General features: G+C 69.8%; 17 protein-coding genes. 11 read left to right on the plus strand and 6 right to left on the minus strand.

All coding sequences use genetic code 11. The features are described from left to right. Positions 1-53: 53 nt before the first annotated feature. Positions 54-239, minus strand: coding sequence for a hypothetical protein (locus CLV67_RS47875; RefSeq protein WP_146169614.1), 186 nt, complete (start codon positions 237-239; stop codon positions 54-56). 244 nt (positions 240-483) lie between these two features. Between CLV67_RS47875 and CLV67_RS54075 the strand changes: the two genes are divergently transcribed. Continuing rightward, entirely contained in the window at positions 484-1,770 is a 1,287-nt protein-coding gene (locus CLV67_RS54075; protein ID WP_170154280.1) for a ricin-type beta-trefoil lectin domain protein, read from the plus strand. Positions 1,771-1,926: 156 nt separating this feature from the next. Then, positions 1,927-2,259 (plus strand): IS3 family transposase, encoded by a 333-nt coding sequence (locus CLV67_RS47885; protein ID WP_106330652.1) that lies wholly within the window; start codon positions 1,927-1,929, stop codon positions 2,257-2,259. Positions 2,260-2,511: 252 nt separating this feature from the next. On the opposite strand, the gene CLV67_RS47890 is transcribed toward CLV67_RS47885, so the two are convergent. From CLV67_RS47890 to CLV67_RS47900, 3 genes are read right to left on the minus strand one after another with little or no spacing between them, the layout of a single operon-like run. Beyond that, positions 2,512-3,402, minus strand: coding sequence for a carbohydrate ABC transporter permease (locus CLV67_RS47890; protein ID WP_106330653.1), 891 nt, complete (start codon positions 3,400-3,402; stop codon positions 2,512-2,514). A 10-nt stretch (positions 3,403-3,412) separates the two neighbouring features. Further along, the gene (locus CLV67_RS47895) at positions 3,413-4,312 is read right to left on the minus strand and encodes a carbohydrate ABC transporter permease (protein WP_106330654.1); all 900 of its coding nucleotides are present in this window, start codon (positions 4,310-4,312) and stop codon (positions 3,413-3,415) included. Beyond that, positions 4,309-5,628 carry an ABC transporter substrate-binding protein gene (locus tag CLV67_RS47900; RefSeq protein ID WP_106330655.1) on the minus strand — a complete coding sequence of 440 codons (1,320 nt, stop codon included), beginning with the start codon at positions 5,626-5,628 and terminating at the stop codon, positions 4,309-4,311. Before CLV67_RS47900 ends, CLV67_RS47895 begins: the two co-directional genes overlap by 4 nt. Before the next feature lie 149 nt (positions 5,629-5,777). On the opposite strand from CLV67_RS47900, the gene CLV67_RS47905 reads away from it, so the two are divergent. The 5 genes from CLV67_RS47905 to CLV67_RS47925 are packed head-to-tail and all read left to right on the plus strand — an operon-like array spanning position 5,778 to position 11,588. After that, a complete protein-coding gene (locus CLV67_RS47905; RefSeq protein ID WP_106330656.1) occupies positions 5,778-6,605 on the plus strand; it encodes a DUF6807 family protein in 828 nt (275 codons plus the stop codon). Continuing rightward, complete coding sequence (locus tag CLV67_RS47910) at positions 6,602-8,071, plus strand: glycoside hydrolase family 43 protein (protein ID WP_106330657.1); 1,470 nt, start codon at positions 6,602-6,604, stop codon at positions 8,069-8,071. Before CLV67_RS47905 ends, CLV67_RS47910 begins: the two co-directional genes overlap by 4 nt. Beyond that, positions 8,068-9,531, plus strand: coding sequence for a pectinesterase family protein (locus CLV67_RS47915; protein ID WP_106330658.1), 1,464 nt, complete (start codon positions 8,068-8,070; stop codon positions 9,529-9,531). The genes CLV67_RS47910 and CLV67_RS47915 overlap by 4 nt, the downstream gene beginning before the upstream one ends. A 15-nt stretch (positions 9,532-9,546) precedes the next feature. Continuing rightward, positions 9,547-10,377 (plus strand): DUF6807 domain-containing protein, encoded by an 831-nt coding sequence (locus tag CLV67_RS47920; RefSeq protein ID WP_106330659.1) that lies wholly within the window; start codon positions 9,547-9,549, stop codon positions 10,375-10,377. After that, positions 10,374-11,588: an ROK family transcriptional regulator gene (locus CLV67_RS47925; protein WP_106330660.1), complete on the plus strand. Its 1,215-nt coding sequence runs from the start codon at positions 10,374-10,376 to the stop codon at positions 11,586-11,588. Before CLV67_RS47920 ends, CLV67_RS47925 begins: the two co-directional genes overlap by 4 nt. Before the next feature lie 61 nt (positions 11,589-11,649). Here the strand turns inward: CLV67_RS47925 and CLV67_RS47930 are convergent, their stop codons facing one another. Then, positions 11,650-12,054, minus strand: coding sequence for an SRPBCC family protein (locus tag CLV67_RS47930; protein WP_106330661.1), 405 nt, complete (start codon positions 12,052-12,054; stop codon positions 11,650-11,652). A 51-nt stretch (positions 12,055-12,105) separates the two neighbouring features. Further along, complete coding sequence (locus CLV67_RS52490) at positions 12,106-12,267, minus strand: hypothetical protein (protein WP_170154281.1); 162 nt, start codon at positions 12,265-12,267, stop codon at positions 12,106-12,108. Positions 12,268-12,892: 625 nt separating this feature from the next. On the opposite strand from CLV67_RS52490, the gene sigK reads away from it, so the two are divergent. The 4 genes from sigK to CLV67_RS47950 all read left to right on the plus strand — a co-directional run bounded on the left by sigK (position 12,893) and on the right by CLV67_RS47950 (position 16,449). Further along, positions 12,893-13,513 (plus strand): ECF RNA polymerase sigma factor SigK, encoded by a 621-nt coding sequence (gene sigK, locus CLV67_RS47935; protein ID WP_106330662.1) that lies wholly within the window; start codon positions 12,893-12,895, stop codon positions 13,511-13,513. Further along, positions 13,510-14,235 (plus strand): anti-sigma factor, encoded by a 726-nt coding sequence (locus CLV67_RS47940; protein WP_106330663.1) that lies wholly within the window; start codon positions 13,510-13,512, stop codon positions 14,233-14,235. The genes sigK and CLV67_RS47940 overlap by 4 nt, the downstream gene beginning before the upstream one ends. Before the next feature lie 70 nt (positions 14,236-14,305). Further along, the gene (locus tag CLV67_RS47945; protein WP_106330664.1) at positions 14,306-14,947 is read left to right on the plus strand and encodes a fasciclin domain-containing protein; all 642 of its coding nucleotides are present in this window, start codon (positions 14,306-14,308) and stop codon (positions 14,945-14,947) included. Continuing rightward, positions 14,947-16,449 (plus strand): molybdopterin-dependent oxidoreductase, encoded by a 1,503-nt coding sequence (locus CLV67_RS47950; protein ID WP_106330665.1) that lies wholly within the window; start codon positions 14,947-14,949, stop codon positions 16,447-16,449. Before CLV67_RS47945 ends, CLV67_RS47950 begins: the two co-directional genes overlap by 1 nt. Positions 16,450-16,513 lie beyond the last annotated feature (64 nt).

Consider the following 16,513-nt stretch of genomic DNA (forward strand, 5'->3'; position numbering starts at 1 on the left):
CACCGGACCTGCCGCAGTCGAGATAAGCAGGCATAACCCATCCACGCGCGATGTCACGTGATCACACTGCTGGTCAGCTGCGGCGACTCGACGTCCGGGACCTCGACTTCGATGTAGCCACGGATGCGGCGGCGGCGCAACTGCCGGAAACGGTGCTCCAGCTCCGCCGGGTCGGACCGCACCGGTGCCGGGCGGAAACGGCGCGATCCCAGCTCCGTCGCGGACCAGACCACATCCATCACCGAAGTTTAGAGGCTGCGTCCCGGACATCGCCGGGGGCAGCTGCGGTCTGGGAATACCGTTCCGTCGCATCGACAGCTGGAAATATTTACGTAATAATGTTTACAGAACCGCAATCTCATGCCGCCCGTCGCAGCAGATCGAACCACTCCGTACGAGAGGACGTTCGCCGTGACAATGAATGCAGGTTTCGCGGACCGAGCGCTGTCACGCAGCTGCCGGCGCCTCATGGTCCTCCTCACCGTGGCTGTCACCGCACTCGTCGGCAGCGCGGTCGTCCAGCAGCAACCCGCGCACGCCGCGTGGAACCTCGTGTGGGCCGACGAGTTCAACGGGTCCGGCGCGCCCAGCAGCGCCAACTGGAACTACAACGTCGGCAACGGCCTCAACCCCGGCCTCAACGCTTTCGACGGCTGGGGCAACGGCGAGTGGGAGTGGTACCGCCCCGAGAACTGCACCCAGTCCGGCGGCAACCTCGTGATGCGTGCCAACTGGCTCACGACGCCCATCACGGTCAACGGCCGCAACTTCTATCAGACGTCGTGCCGGATGACGACGGACACGAAGAGGTCCTTCCAGTACGGCCGCATCGAGGCGCGCATGGCGCTCCCGACCGCCGCCGGCTCGTGGCCGGCTTTCTGGATGCTCGGTGACTCGTGCGACGAGACGTCCACGAGCGCCTACAACCCGGCACAGACCTACTACGACCGCCTGCCCACCAACTGGGCCAGTTGCGGCGAGGTCGACATCATGGAACACGCGAACGCGAACGCGACCGTGACGAACAACATCTTCTGGGATCTCCGGACCGGCGTGTTCCCGTGGACAGCGGGTCAGAACGCCAACTACGTCGCGAACCCCGCCGTCAACAACCCCGCGGCCTTCCACGTCTATGCGATCGAATGGACGGCCGCGCAGATCCGCTGGTACGTCGACGGTGTGCAAACGCACGTGATCGACACGACACCAGCGACCTTGGAGGAGTTCCGCAAACCGTTCCACATCATCTTCAACCTGGCGCTGGGCGGCACTTACCCCGGACAGAACCCCGTGCAGAGCCAGTTCCCGCTCACCGCATCGATCGACTACGTGCGCTACTACCAGGACGGCGGGGGCACGACACCGCCTCCCACGGGCGGACCCGCGACGCAGATCAACGGGCCGGGCGGCAAATGCGTGGACGTGACCGGAACCGACACGGGCGGCAATGGCGCGGCCGTGCAGCTGTGGACGTGCCAGGGGCCCTCCCTTTCGAAGGACCAGCAGTGGAGCTGGGACGGCCAGACCCTGCGGACGCTGGGCCGGTGCCTCGACGTCGCCGGCGCGGGTACGGCCAATGGCACGAAGGTACAGCTCTGGGACTGCAACGGCAGTGGCGCACAGAACTGGGTTCAGGAAGGTAACCGGTTGCGCAACCCGAACTCCAACAGGTGCCTGGACTCCCCGTCAGGCTCGACAGCGGACGGCGCGCGACTGCAGATCTGGGACTGCAACGGATCGGCCGCACAATACTTCGTGAAGGCCGCGTGACGGCCGGCCGAGGGACGCGCTGACGGTCAGGGCGCGGGCCGTGCGTCTGTATCGCCAGTCGGACCCGAAGCCGACGATGCGGCGGCTGGCCGAGCAGTTGAACGTGCATCACGAGGCGCTGCGCAACTGAATCCGGCGGGCGGAGGCCCGACGGTCATGAGGTTCGTCGACGAACACCGTGACCGCTCCGCGGTCGGGCTCCTGCTACGGGTCCTGAACATCGCCGAGTCGATCTACCACCAGTGGCTGAAACAGGTTGAGCAGCCCAGTGACCGGAAACCGGCCGGCCTCGGGCTGCCGTCGAACATTCACGAGATCCGGGAAGCGTCCGGCTTCACCTACGGCGCTGACCGCGTGCATCGGCAACTACGCCGCGACGGCATCCGCGTAGGCCGCGAACGAGTGGAACGGCTGATGAATACCTGCCTGTTCCCCCGCCGCGGCCGGCGGATCTGTCGGGCGCCGATGTCCGCCTGCGGTCCCGCGTAGGCCTTGACCAGGGCGGGCACGTTCGCCGCCGGGTCGAGGGTGTAGCTGTCGAAGCTGCTCGGTGTGAACGCCGAGCCCGATGCGGCGGCCTTGCCGGTGCAACTGACGAGGATGCTGCCGCTCTGTCTCAACTGGGCGGTGGCATCGGCGAGCACGGCCACGGTGCCGGCGCTGGTGGCCCACGCCAAGCGATCACGTCTCATTCGAAGTCGTCCTTGAGGTGTCGAACCTGTGGGCGAGGATCGGGCCGACTCACCGCAGACCGGTGGTGGCGATGCCTCTGACCAGGTATTTCTGTCCGGCGATGAAGAAGCCGATGACGGGGGCGAGGGAGACGAACGACATCGCGAACATCTCGCCCCACATGCTCTGGCCCTCGGAGTCCATGAACTGGCGTACGGCCAGCGGGACGGTGTAGAGCTGCGGGTCGGTGAGGTAGAGCAGCGGGCTGAAGAACTCGTTCCACACCGAGATGAAGGTGAAGATCGCGGTGGTGGCGAAGGCCGGCACGCACAGCGGCATGATGACCTTCCAGAACGTACGGAACGGTCCGCAGCCGTCGATGCGGGCGGCGTCGTCGAGCTCCTGCGGCAGGGATCGCATGAACTGGACCATCAGGAAGATGTAGAAGCCGTTGGTGGCCAGGAAGTGCGGCACGAGCAGCGGGTAGTACGTGTTGAGCCAGCCGATCTTGTCGAACATGACGTACTGCGGGACGACGAGCACGTGGCCGGGCAGCATCATGGTGCCGAGCATCATGGCGAAGAACAGTCTGCGGCCGGTGAACCTGAGCCGGGCGAAGGCGTAGGCGGCCAGGGAGCAGGACAGCAGGTTGCCGATGATGCTGAGGGTGACGATGACCAGCGAGTTGACCAGGTAGATCTCGAACGGCTCGGCGAGCGCGGTCCAGCCGCGGGCGTAGTTGCCGAAGTCGAACACGGCCGGCCACAGGCCTTCGTCGGTGAAGACGCTGTTGCTGGGCTTCACCGAGGCGGACACCATCCACAGCAGCGGATACATCATGATCACGCCGACCCCGGTGAGCAGGACGTGCCGCAGGTAGCGCGGGCGCCGTTTCCGGCCGGAGGGTGCCTGCTGCGGAGCGTCCGGTGGCGTGGAGACGCGCGTCAGGGTGAGCGACATGAGGGCCCCGTCAGTTGTCGTAGAAGACCCAGTAGCGGGCCGCGAGGAAGTTGATCGCGGTGAACCCCGCGATGATCATCAGCAGGAGCCAGGCCATCGAGGAGGCGTAGCCCATGTCGAACTCGGCGAAGCCCTTCTGGTACAGGTAGAGGTTGTAGAAGAGGGTGGAGCCGGCCGGGCCGCCGCTGCCGTTGCTGATCACGTAGCTCTGGGTGAAGGTCTGGAACGACGCGATCAGCGCCTGCACCAGGTTGAAGAAGATGATCGGGCTCAGCAGCGGCAGGGTGATCGAGCGGAACTGCCGCCACTTCGACGCGCCGTCCATCTGGGCGGCCTCGTAGTACATGGCGGGGATCTGCCGCAGCCCGGCCAGGAAGATCACCATCGGGGCGCCGAACGTCCACACGTGCAGCAGGATCAGGGTGCTCAGCGCGTAGTCGGGGTCGGTCGTCCAGGCCGGGCCGGTGATGCCGATCGTGGCGAGCAGGTCGTTGACGATGCCGTCGTAGCCGAACAGATAGCGCCACAGCATGACGATCGCGACACTGCCGCCGAGCAGCGACGGCAGGTAGTAGACGCTGCGGTAGATCGCGAGTCCGCGTACGCCCCGGTCCAGCACCATGGCGACGCCGAGCGCGACCGCCAGCGACAGCGGGACCGACACCAGGGTGTAGACGAAGGTGACCTTCAGCGACTGGTGCAGGGTGGCGTCGCCGAGCATCTCCCGGAAGTTCGCCAGCCCGGCCCAGCGTGGTGGGGTGAGCAGGTCGTAGTCGGTGAACGCCAGGTACAGCGAGGCGACGAACGGGACGATCATGAAGATCAGCCCGCCGAACCAGGGCAGCAGGAAGACGTAGCCGGCCCAGTCCTGCCGCTTGCGCCGGCGCACCCGCGGCAGAACCTCGGTCATGGCGCGATCGCCTTGCGGGCCTCGGTGATGAACTGGTTGCCGGCCTCGGTGGGGCTCATCCGGCCGAATTCGGCCTCGGTACTGATCGTCTTGAGGATGTTGGTGAGCTTGCTGGCGCCGACCGGGTACGGGTACGACGCGGGCAGCTTCTCGTTCTGCAGTTTGTTGAGGAACTCGGTGGAGCGCCGGTTGTCGGGCTCGAGCCCGGATCCGATCGCCTCGGCGATGGTCCGGTTGGCCGGGACGCCACGGGTGACTCCAGCCGCCTTGGCCGCCTCGGTGTCGTTGATCAGGAAGTTGAGCAGCTTGACGGTCTCGGCGGGGTGCTTGGAGCCCGCCGCGATCGACCACAGCGCGGGCGTGTCGACGGACTGGCCGCGGCGGGGGCCACGGGTCTCCCCCGGGATCCGCAGCAGTTGCAGGTTGCCGCCGCAGGCTTGGTTGAAGCCGAGCAGGCCGTTGGTGGGGATGATCTGCGACGCGATCGCCTTCTTGGCCAGGTAGGACTGAGCGGGCGAGGCGCCGTTGTTCTGGTCGATGAATCCGGCCGGCGGGATGCCGCCGGCTTTGCGCAGGTCCGCGACGAGTTGGTACCAGGCGGTGACGGTCGCCTCGGTGGCGCCGAGCCTGCCGTCAGGGGTGAAGAAGTCCTCGCCGCGCTGGCGGGCGAAGACGAGCAGGTTCGCGACCGTCCACGGCTCGAAGTTGGTGCCGTACACCTTGCCGCCGCTGGCCTTGGTGACCTGCTTCGCGAACGCGGCGAGGTCGTCCCAGCCCCAGGTGTCGCCGTCGGGGATGCTCACGCCGTACTTGTCGGTCAGGGTCTTGTCGACGATGTAGCCGATGGTGTTGAGCCCGGACGGGACGCCGAAGCTCCTGGCGCCGACCTGGCCGAGGGCGCGGGCGGAGTCGGTCAGGGCGGACTGGTCGAGTCCGGCGTGCTGGGACAGGTCGAGCAGGGTGCCGCGGTCGGCGTACTCGCGCAGGCTGTCGAAGCGCATCGCCATCAGGTCCGGGGGGTTGCCGGCCGCGAACCGGGCGGCGAGTTTGTCCTTGTACGGGCTGCTGTCCTGGTACTCGGTGCTGACCTTGATGCCGGGGTTGGCCTTCTGGAACAGGTCGAGGGCCTTGGCGGTTAGTTCGGCGCGCTGGGCGTCACCCCACCAGACCATGTTCAGCTCGATCTTGCCGTCGTCGCCGCCACCGCCGCCGAAGCCACGCCCGCAGGCGGGCAGGGTGGCGGCGAGCCCGGTCAGGCCGGCCAGCCCGAGCAGCCGGCGCCGGTCGAGCCGAGGGCCGTCATGAGGTGCGTTCACGAGCCTTCCTTCCAGCCGAAGATTTGTTTCAGTGTTTTATCTATCTAGGGGCATGTATGTCAACAGCGCTCCCACCTCGACATTCAGGAAGAGTCGTAATTTGTTACAGTGATTGACCTAAATGCGCGACGGGCGGTAGCTTGCCGCCCATGCCGACAGTCCAGGCGCATGACCTGTCCTGCTCCGGGAAGGTGGTGGCCCGGTACGTGTGGGACCCACACCTGCCCGCCACCGTCTCGCCCCGGCCCTACCTGCACCCCGTGACCACCCTGGGAGGCACCACCGTCACCGGGTTCATGCCCCCCGACCACGCCCACCACCTCGGCGCGAGCATCGCCGTCCCGGTGCTCAACGACGCCAACTTCTGGGGCGGCCGCACCTACCTGGCCGACCATGGCTCGATCCATCTCGACAACCACGGCAGACAGCGGCACGTCCGCTGGCTGCACCGCTCCGGCGACGGCGTGGTGCAGCAGCTCGATTGGCTGGACCGCGACGGCCGGGCACTGGCCCGGGAGCGGCGCGAGCTGTCCGTGCACCACATCGACAGCACCGCCTGGCTGCTGCGCGTCGCGTTCACTCTGAGCAGCGCCGACGGGGAGACTCTCACCATCGACAGCCCGGCGGCACGCGGCCGGGCCGGAGCCGGCTACGGCGGATTCTTCTGGCGCGCGCCCACCGGCGACTACCGGATCACCGCCGAGACCGGCAACGGCACCGAAGCCGTCCACGGCCGCGCGGCCCGCTGGCTCTCCCTCGAGGGCCGGGACTGGACACTGGTCTTCCTCACCGACACGGTCTCCTCCGACCCGTGGTTCGTACGGTGCGACGACTACGCCGGAGTCTGCTCCGCCATCGCCTGGGACCGGCTGATCGTCCCGGCCGGCGGCACCCTGACCCGCACCCTGTCGGTGCTGGTCGCCGACGGCTCCCCCACCGGCGAGTTGCTGGCCGCCGCCCAGGAGGCGCACCGATGACCGGTCCGTGGATCGCCGACACCGGCGACGGCCACTACCGCAACCCGATCCTGTTCGCCGACTGGTCGGATCCCGACGCGGTCCGCGTCGGCGACGACTTCTACCTCACCGCATCCAGCTTCAACCGGGTCCCCGGCCTGCCCCTGCTGCACTCCCCGGATCTGGTCAGCTGGCGCCTGATCGGCCACGCGCTGGACCGGCTCGTCCCCGAGGACGCCTACCGCGCTCCCCGCCACGGCTGCGGCGTCTGGGCGCCCGCGCTACGCCACCACGACGGCCGGTTCTGGATCGTCTACCCCGACCCGGACCACGGCATCTACGTCACCACCAGCGACGATCCGGCCGGCAAGTGGACCGAGCCGCACCTGATCGTGCCGGGCCAGGGGTTGATCGATCCTTGCCCGCTCTGGGACGACGACGGCAACGCCTACCTCGTGCACGGCTGGGCCAAGAGCCGCTGCGGCTTCAACAACCGGCTCACCGCCCACCGGATGACCGCCGACCTGGCCCGGCCGCTCGACGGCGGCACCGTGATCGTCGACGGGGACGCCATCGAAGGCTGCCGCACCCTCGAAGGTCCCAAGTGGTACCGGCGCGACGGCTGGTACTGGATCTTCGCGCCGGCCGGCGGCGTCACGAACGGCTGGCAGTACGCGATGCGCTCCCGGCACGTCCTCGGACCCTACGAGCCTCGCGTCGTGCTGGCCCAGGGCGACACCGCCGTCAACGGCCCGCATCAGGGCGCCTGGGTGCAGACGCCCGCCGGCGAGTCCTGGTTCCTGCATTTCCAGGACCTCTCGGCGTACGGCAGAGTCGTGCACCTGCAGCCGATGACATGGGACGCCGACGGCTGGCCGGTGATCGGCGACCACGGCACCCCGCTGGCCCGGCACCGCAAACCTGTCCCGGACCCGGCCCCGCCACGGGTGCACGACGAGATCCCGGAATGGACCCGGCCCGCCAACCCGGCACCCACCACGCCCGGCGCCGAGGCGCACCGACTGCTCTGCGAACCCGGCGACGACCTCCGGGCCTTCCCGGCCGTGCTGGGCCGGCGGCTGCCCGGGCCACGGTTCCGCGCCGAAACCGAGGTCCGCCTGGACGCACCCGCCGGGGCACGCGCCGGGATGACGGTACTCGGTCACACGTACAGCTGGATCGGTCTGGAACAGCAGCCCGACGGACCGCGACTCGTCCGCCGGACCGCCGAAGCCGGAGGCGAGGCGGAACGAGACGTCACCGAACCGCTGCCGGTCGGCGGCCCGGTCCGGCTGGCCGTCACGGTCACCGACGGCGCGGTCGCCCGCTTCGCCGCCGACACCGGAACGGGCTGGAAGGAACACGGGCCGCCGTTCACCGCCACGCCCGGCCTCTGGATCGGCGCGACCCTCGGACTGTTCGCCACCGGCTCCGACGGTCATGCCGACTTCGAACCACTGCTCATCACGGCTCTGGAGGAATCGTGAAACGCCCGATCGCCGCATTCGTCCTGGGAGCAGCCCTGCTCACCGCGCCCTCCGCACCCGCCGCCGCCACCGCCGACCCGTCCTGGACCGACCGGCCGACCGGTTTCGCCGCCGGCACCACCGGGGGCGCGGCCGGCCGGACCGTGCAGGCCGCCACCCTCGCCGACCTGCGCGCCTACGCCACCGCGGCGGAACCACTGACCGTGCAACTCGTCGGCAGCGTCCGCGTCGACCCGTTCGGCGACATGATCAGCGTCGGTTCCGACAAGACGATCATCGGTGCCGGGCCCGGCGCGGAGATCGTCGGCGGCGGCCTGTTCCTCGACGCCGCCCACAACGTGATCATCCGGAACCTGACCATCCGGGACTCGTACATCCCCGGCGATTTCGACGGCAAGAGCGCCGAGAACGACAACGACGGCATCCGCCTCGACACCGCCGACCACGTGTGGATCGACCACGTCAGGATCGAACGCGTCGGGGACGGCGGCATCGACATCCGCAAGGACAGCGACCACGTCACCCTCACCTGGAACGTGATCAGCGACATCAACAAGGCGCTCGGCGTCGGCTGGACCTCCAACGTGGTCACCCACCTGACCGCGCACCACAACTGGATCCGCAACACCGTCCAGCGCAACTGGAGCATCGACAACGCGGCCGCCGCGCACCTCTACAACAACTACCTGACCGACATCACCCAGTACGGCACCATGAGCCGCAACAACGCCCGCGTGGTCGTCGAGGACAGCGTGTTCGACCAGGTCAACGACCCACTCGTCGTACACGGCGCCACCGCGCAACTCGTCCAGCGGCGCAACCTGTTCACCGGCACCGACGGGCGCACCGACACCAGCGGTACCGCCTTCGAACCGTCGGCGTTCTACGCCTACTCCCCCGATCCGGCATCCCGCGTCAGAGACCTGGTCCGGAAGTACGCGGGACCACGTCACCAGCCGGAACGGACCCCGCGGACGGTGACCGTGGCCCTCGACGGCACCGGCGACTACGGCAGCCTGCTCGCCGCACTCGGCGCCACCCGCGACGCCCGCGGCCGCGTGGAGATCGTCGTCAAGGCCGGCCACTACCGCGAGCAGGTACGCATCTGGCCGAACCAGTCCGACGTCACCATCCGCGGCGACGGCGACGTGGTGATCTCCTACGACATCGCGGCGACCGCCACCAAGTTCTACGGTGGTGCCCAGGGCAACGCCGGAGCGGCCACCCTCGCCCTGCTCGGCAGCGGAACCGTGCTGCAGAACCTGACCGTGCAAGCCACCGGCGCCCCCGCGGTGCGGGCGGCCGGTGACCGTGTCCTGCTGGTCGGTGTGACGCTGGTCGGCGGGTATGACGCGGCCACCGGACGCGGACATCTGCGCGACAGCATCGTCCAGGGCACTGTCGACGGCCCCGGAATCACCGTCGTCGAAGCAACCGCGATCACCCCGGCAGCGTCGTGACACTATCCTGCTTCCGTGACCGGTGACGTCCCAGCGACCCTGCGTCTCGGCGACCGGCCCGTCGCCGAGTACGCATGGCGCCCCCATCTCCCGGCATCGCTGGCCCCGCGGCCGTACCTGCATCCGGTCCGCACCCTGGGCGGCACCGTGGTGACCGAGTTGATGCCCGCCTCCCATCGCCACCACCTCGGCGTCAGCGTCGCCGTCGCCGAGGTGGACAGCGCCAACTTCTGGGGCGGGCGCACCTTCATCCCCGGCCACGGGCCCACCTGGCTCGACAACCAGGGGCACCAGGAACACCTGCGCTGGTTACGGCGAAAGCCCGACGAGCTCATCCACACGCTGCGCTGGAAGACCATCGACGGCGCCCCGCTGCTGTACGAACGCCGTACGCTGTCCTGCCGGCCGGCCGGGCCGGACGCGTGGGCGCTCGAATTCGGCTTCCAGCTGACCAACATCGCCGAACGTGAGCTGCCGATCCGCAGCCCGGCCGCACACGGGCGGGCCGGGGCCGGCTACGGCGGTTTCTTCTGGCGCGCGCCGTCGGGTGACTGCCGGGTCACCGCCTCCGGCGACGGCGACGCCCACGGCCGGCCCGCCCGCTGGCTGTCGGTCGCCGGACCCGGCTGGACACTGGTCTTCCTCGGCGGCGACGAGGCCACCCGCGCCGACCCGTGGTTCGTCCGCACCCGTGACTACCTGGGCATCGGCTCTTCACTGGCGTGGGACCAGCCGCTCGTGCTGGCGCCGCACGCATCCCTGAGCCGCCGCATCGTCACCGTGATCGCCGACGGCGGCCTACCACCGGGACAGGCCGCCACCTACGCCGCCGATCTCGCCTCATGAGCCGACCGGTGCACCGGGTGGCGCCCAACACCGACACCCCGATCCGGCAGGACAGTCTCCGGGCCCACAACCTCGACCTGACGTTCCGGCAGATCGCCGGTGCCCGCGGCACGCCCGTCTCCCGCAGCGAGCTCGCCGCCACCACCGGCCTCACCCGCCCGACCATCTCCCGGATCATCGACGAACTCCTCGCCGCCGAACTGATCATCGAGGCCGAACCCACCCGCTCCGGCAACAGCGGCCGCCCTCGCGTCGGCCTGACCCTGGCCCGCACCGGCCCCGCCGGCCTCGGCCTGGACATCCGCGCCGACGTGCTCTCGGCCTGCGTCGTCGACCTCACCGGCACGGTCCGGCACCTCGACTTCCTGCCCCATGACGGGCTCGACCCCGACAAGGTCGTGCGCGGACTGAGCACGATGGCCAACCGTGCCGTCCAGGCGGCCGCCGCCGAACGTCTCACCGTGGTCGGTGCGACGCTCGCCGCGCCCGGACCTGTGCAGGACAGCTCCGTGGTGCGTTTCGCGCCCACCCTCGGCTGGCGCGACGTCGATGCCGGCGCTGCCCTGTCCGACGGGCTCGAACCGGCCGGACTGCCGGTGCTGGTCGACAACGACGCCCGGCTGGCCGCGCTCGCCGAGTGGTACGCGGCCGGCCAGGAGCTGAACAACTTCGTCTGCGTCAGCGGCGAGTTCGACATCGGCGCCGGCCTGGTCCTCGACGGCGTCCAGCTGCGCGGATGGGCCGGCGAACTCGGCCACGTGATGGTCGACAGCGACGGTGCGCCGTGCGCCTGCGGAGCCACCGGATGCCTGCAACGCTACGCCGGACTGCAGGCGATCCTCGGCACCGCCGCCGAGCCGGGAACCGCACCCGCCGTCGCCATCGACGCCCTGACATCCGCCGGGAATCCCCGGATCGCCACCGCTCTCGACGAGGCCGGCACCGCACTCGGCGTGGCCATCGCCGGCCTGATCAACCTGGTGCGGGTCGACACCGTCCTGCTCGGCGGCAGCTACTCGCTGCTGGCGTCCTGGCTCATCGACGGCATCAACCGCGAGCTGCACCGTCGCGTGCTCACCACGGCCTGGTCCCCGGTCGAGGTCCGTCCCGCCATCCTCGGCCCGGACGCCGCCGTCATCGGTGCCGCACTCAGCACGGTCGACCTGGTCCGCCGCGACCCCAACGGCTGGCTGGCCACCGCCCAGGGCTGACCGGCGCCCTGGGCTGCGCGTCGCCGTCGCAGCGGCAAGGGTCACGCCGGGCGGGCATGTGTCAGCGGACCAGGCGGCGCAGCGCCAGGCGGGCCACCGGAAGGTAGAGCAGGACCGCGGGCGCCGGGCCGTGCACGGTCAGCGCGGTGCGGGTTCCGGCAGGCGTCGCTTCCACGGTGTGCCGCAGGTGGAGCCGTATGCCGGCGGCCGTGACGGTCCACGACCAGGCGCGTACCGGGCCGGTCGCCTCGACGTCAAGGATGCGGAAGTGGACCCGCAGACCGCCGAGACCGTGGACGACTCCGGCGGTCTGCGGCCGCAGTCTCTCGGCGGGATAGGCCACCGACCGGATCTGCGGGGACCATTGCGGCCAGCGCTGTGGCCGGACGTAGCGGTCCCACACCTCGTCGGCCGGGCACGGCCCGCACACCGTGGTGACTCTGGTCAGCCGTGGCCGGTCGGGCATCACGCCGACCAGTCTTGCAGGCCGGGACCGGCGTTCGGCGCTCCTGTGGGATCACCAGCCGATAGCGGCACACGGCACCTCGGCGCCGTGGTGGTGGCACCGGATGCGGCGGCGGCCGTTCGGCTTCACGGTGAGCCATGCGGGCAGCGGCGCGATCAGCAGGTCGCGGGCGAGGGCGTACGGCAGGCCGTCGACGATCGAGCCGGGGCCCACCGGGTAGCCGCCGAGCCGCTGTCCGTCGTAGTCCTCCGCGAAGGGGTGCCTCGCCCACCTTCGTGGGCGAGGCGCCCGAACAGCGACCGACGCGTCACGCCACCGTCACACCAGGAAGCTGGTCTGGTACGAGCCTGGATGGAAGACGTCAACGCCTCCCCGGGCCGCGCGCGTGCCAGAGGGGCATGAAGAGTAGGAGCCTCGGCGGTCGCCGGCCGAGGGTGGGGCCGCTATTGATGTACCCGGGTTGTTCCCGCACCTGACCGTGCCCTGGTATGTCCGGTCCGGGCCGTCCCGTCGCACCAGCCGCCGGCGTACGTGCTGCGGGAGCCCTACCAGCCTGCCTCTGAGCGGCCACGACGCCTATGTGCTTCTTGCTGGCATCCCCGGTGTCGGCTTCTCGAGGGATGGATCGGCGACGGCGACCTTGCCAAGCGAGACGTAGCTCGAGCGGCTGGTAGCCGAGCCCGCTGGGTGCATTCCCGGCCTTGGTGCTGCCCAGCGAAGCGGCGTGTGCGGCTGGGTACCGGGGCCGGAGAAAGTTTCTGGTGGTCAGACCCATCCGGTGATGCTTCGGCTCCGAATCTTCGCGAAGGCATCGGGCGCGACGAGGGATGGTTTGTCGATGGCGGAACGCGGCATGAGCCGCCGGGCGGAGCACCTGACCCCGGTTCCTGGCCCGGGTTCAGATGTTCCGGTGGGTGCGAACGACCTGTTGCTGGCGGTCGGTCGTGGCGACGAGGAGGCGTTTGCCCGGCTCTACGATCTGGTGGCGCCTCGGGTGTACGGGCTGATCCGGCGGGTGTTGCGGGATCCTGCACAGGCTGAGGAGGTGGCCCAGGAGGTGCTGGTCGAGGTGTGGCGTACCGCGGCCCGGTTCGATCAGGCCAGTGGGTCGGCGACATCGTGGGTGTTCACGATCGCGCATCGGCGGGCGGTCGACCGGGTCCGTGCCGAGCAGGCGTCGGCGGAGCGGGCGGTTCGGGCCGGGGTGGCGGCCATCGAGACCCCGTATGACGAGGTCGCTGACGAGGTGGCCGGCCGGTTGGAGCGCCAGCAGGTGCGGCACTGCCTGGATGACCTGACCGATCTGCAGCGGCAGGTGGTCATCATGGCGTACTACCAGGGGCACTCGTATCCGCAGGTCGCGGAGCTGTTGAAGACGCCCCTGGGCACGGTGAAGACGCGGATGCGCGATGGTTTGATCCGGTTGCGTGACTGCCTGGGTGTGGAGGTGACGGCGTGACCGCGGACATTCACTCGCTGGTCGGCGCGTATGTGCTGGACGCGGTGGACGATCTGGAACGGGCTGCTGTTGATCGTCATCTGCGGGAGTGTGACGCCTGCCGGACGGATGCCGCCGAGTTGCGGGAGGCGGCGGCGCGGCTGGCCGACGGCGCCTGGTCGGTGCCGCCGCCACGGCTGCGTGACAACGTCCTGGCCGCGGTCGCGACGACCCGCCAGCTGCCGGTGGAGACCCTCCGCCGGTCACGGCGGCCGTATCGGGCGCGGTGGCTTGCCGCGGCCGCCGCGGTGGTCGCCGCGGTCGGGGCGGGTACGGCTGTCTTCACTGTTCAGGAGCAGCGGGTACGCGAGGAGCGTTCGGTGGCCGAGGCCGTGCGGACGCGTGAGTCCGAGGTCCGTGACATCCTGGCGGCGCCTGATGTGGTGCTGCGGGATCAGCCGTTGACCGGCGGCGGCAAGGTCACCGTGGCGTATTCCCGGTTGCGTGACTCCGGGGTGATCATGATGGCCGCGGATGCGGCGCCGGACGGCGGCCGGGTGTTCCAGCTGTGGACGGTCCGCTCCGGAACCCCGGTTTCGGAGGGTGTCCTCGCGGTCGGTCAGACCTCGATCGTGAAGGTTGTCGCGGGCATGTCGTCGGCGTCCGCGGTCGGTGTCTCGGTGGAGCCGCCCGGAGGGTCGCCGGCGCCGACGGTGACGGTGGCGGGTGTGAAAACAATCTGAGGTTCCACCAATCCAGCGCACGGTTCGCTCCGAATCACGGGTGAAGGTCCCGAAATGAGAGGAACGCATCATGCGTGCAACGAAGTTCACTGCCCTGGCCGCCGCGACGGTCTTCGCGATCTCCCTGACGGCTTGTGGCAGTGACTCCGGTGACAGCAGCGGCGACACCGGTGCGGCGGCTCCGATGCCGACCACCGCGGCTACCAGCATGGCCCCGAGCATGGGAACCGACATGGTCAACTTCGGTCCGGGCTGCGCGGCGGTCCCGGCCGATCCGGCGAACGCGGGCAGCTTCGAGGCGATGGGCAAGGTCCCGGTGGCCACCGCCGCGTCCGGCAACCCGCTGCTGTCCACCCTGGTCACCGCGGTCAAGAAGGCCGGCCTGGTCGATTCGCTCAATTCCGCCGACGGGATCACCGTCTTCGCGCCTACCAATGACGCTTTCGCCGAGATCCCGAAGACCGATCTGGACAAGGTCCTCGCCGACAAGAAGACCTTGACCAGCGTCCTCACCTACCACGTGGTGCCCGGCAAGCTCGCCCCGGCGGATCTGGCCGGCACCCACACGACGCTGCAGGGCGAGCAGGTCACGGTCACCGGCAGCGGCGAGAACTTCATGGTCGGCGGTGCGGCGTCGGTGGTCTGCGGCAACGTGCAGACGGCGAACGCCAACGTCTACATCATCGACTCCGTCCTGATGCCGAAGAGCTGATGAGACCAGGTCTGCGCGGGGCGATCAGTGGGATCGTCGCGGCGGGCTCCGGGATCGCGGCCGCGGAACTTCTCGCGGCCGCGATCCGGCCCGGGGCCGGCCCCTTGGTCATGGTGGGCGGCGCGGTCATCGACGCGACGCCCACGGCATTGAAAGAATTTGCTGTACGCGAACTGGGCACCAGCGACAAACCGGTGCTGCTGGCCGTGATCGGCGGCGGCGTGGCCGGCCTGGCCGCCATCACCGGTGTCGCGGCGACGCGACGGCGGGCCGCGATCCCGGTCGGCACGGGCCTGCTCGGCGCGGTCGGGGTGGCCGCCGCCCTGTCGCGGCCGGCCGCGACGTTGCTGGACGCGGTGCCGGCGCTGCTCGCGGCGGTGCTGGCCGGTCTGTCGCTGTGGTGGCTGCTGCGGCAGCGGGGGCGCGCGGCGACGACCGTACCCGATGATGGTGTTGATCGGCGGTTGGTTCTTCGCCTGTCGCTGCTGGCGGCCGGCGCCGGTGCGATGCAAGCCGCCGGGATGACTGTTTCTGGTCAGCGAGAGAACGCGGCCGGAAGGTCGCGGGAGGCGATCCGGCTCCCGGCGGCTGCCGATCCGGCCCGGCAGCTACCGACCGGCGTCGCCGCCGAGTTCACCACTCCCAGCGGTACGTTCTACCGCGTCGACACCGCCCTGAACGTGCCGCGCGTCGATCCGTCGGCGTGGCGGCTACGGATCCATGGGATGGTCGGCCGGGAGGTCGAGCTGTCGTTCGCGGATCTGCTGCAACGGCCGCTGATCGAACGCGACATCACCCTCAACTGCGTTTCCAACGAGGTCGGCGGCCCCTACGTCGGCACTGCCCGCTGGCTCGGCGTGCCTCTGGCCGCCCTGCTGCGCGAAGTAGGTGTGCAGCCCGGCGCGGACCAGATCGTGGCCCGGTCGGTCGAGGGGATGACGATCGGCACACCGGTCGTGACCGCCCTGGACGGCCGCGACACGATGCTGGCTCTCGGGATGAACGGCGAGCCGCTACCTCTCGAGCACGGCTTCCCGGTGCGGATGCTGACCCCCGGCCTGTACGGCTACGCGGGCGCCTGCAAATGGGTGACGGAGCTGGAGCTGACCACTTTCGATCAGTTCGACGCGTACTGGGTAAAGCGCGGCTGGGGATCGCAGGGCACCGTCAAGACCGCGTCGCGCATCGACAAACCGAAGCCATTCGACCGGATGGCGGCCGGAACGGTGACCGTAGCCGGTGTCGCCTGGGCCCAGCGGCGGGGCATCCAGGCCGTGGAGATCAGCGTCGACGGCGGCCCGTGGGCGCCGGCCGAACTGCTGCCCACCGCCTCGGCCGACACCTGGACGCAATGGCGGTTCAGCTGGCAGGCAACCGGCGGACCGCACTCGCTGGCGGTGCGCGCCACGGACAGGGACGGGGCGGTGCAGCCCGAGACGCGGGCGGCCCCGTTCCCGGACGGCGCGACCGGCTGGCACACGATCAGCGTCACCGTGGCCTGAGCACTCGTCGACGGCGATCGAAGTAGGCGCCCGGGAGACCAATCCACCGGCGGACCGGCTCCGA

This window comes from Actinoplanes italicus, assembly GCF_003001815.1.
In the GTDB taxonomy this organism is placed as follows: Bacteria; Actinomycetota; Actinomycetes; order Mycobacteriales; family Micromonosporaceae; genus Actinoplanes; species Actinoplanes italicus.

What these genes read in the sequence shown, in the direction of transcription:
- CLV67_RS47875 (WP_146169614.1), bottom strand. Translation starts at nt 239, where the DNA reads ATGGATGTGGTCTGGTCCGCGACGGAGCTGGGATCGCGCCGTTTCCGC.
- CLV67_RS47885 (WP_106330652.1), top strand. Translation starts at nt 1,927, where the DNA reads ATGAGGTTCGTCGACGAACACCGTGACCGCTCCGCGGTCGGGCTCCTG.
- CLV67_RS47890 (WP_106330653.1), bottom strand. Translation starts at nt 3,402, where the DNA reads ATGTCGCTCACCCTGACGCGCGTCTCCACGCCACCGGACGCTCCGCAG.
- CLV67_RS47895 (WP_106330654.1), bottom strand. Translation starts at nt 4,312, where the DNA reads ATGACCGAGGTTCTGCCGCGGGTGCGCCGGCGCAAGCGGCAGGACTGG.
- CLV67_RS47905 (WP_106330656.1), top strand. Translation starts at nt 5,778, where the DNA reads ATGCCGACAGTCCAGGCGCATGACCTGTCCTGCTCCGGGAAGGTGGTG.
- CLV67_RS47910 (WP_106330657.1), top strand. Translation starts at nt 6,602, where the DNA reads ATGACCGGTCCGTGGATCGCCGACACCGGCGACGGCCACTACCGCAAC.
- CLV67_RS47925 (WP_106330660.1), top strand. Translation starts at nt 10,374, where the DNA reads ATGAGCCGACCGGTGCACCGGGTGGCGCCCAACACCGACACCCCGATC.
- CLV67_RS47930 (WP_106330661.1), bottom strand. Translation starts at nt 12,054, where the DNA reads ATGCCCGACCGGCCACGGCTGACCAGAGTCACCACGGTGTGCGGGCCG.
- sigK (WP_106330662.1), top strand. Translation starts at nt 12,893, where the DNA reads ATGGCGGAACGCGGCATGAGCCGCCGGGCGGAGCACCTGACCCCGGTT.
- CLV67_RS47945 (WP_106330664.1), top strand. Translation starts at nt 14,306, where the DNA reads ATGCGTGCAACGAAGTTCACTGCCCTGGCCGCCGCGACGGTCTTCGCG.
- CLV67_RS47950 (WP_106330665.1), top strand. Translation starts at nt 14,947, where the DNA reads ATGAGACCAGGTCTGCGCGGGGCGATCAGTGGGATCGTCGCGGCGGGC.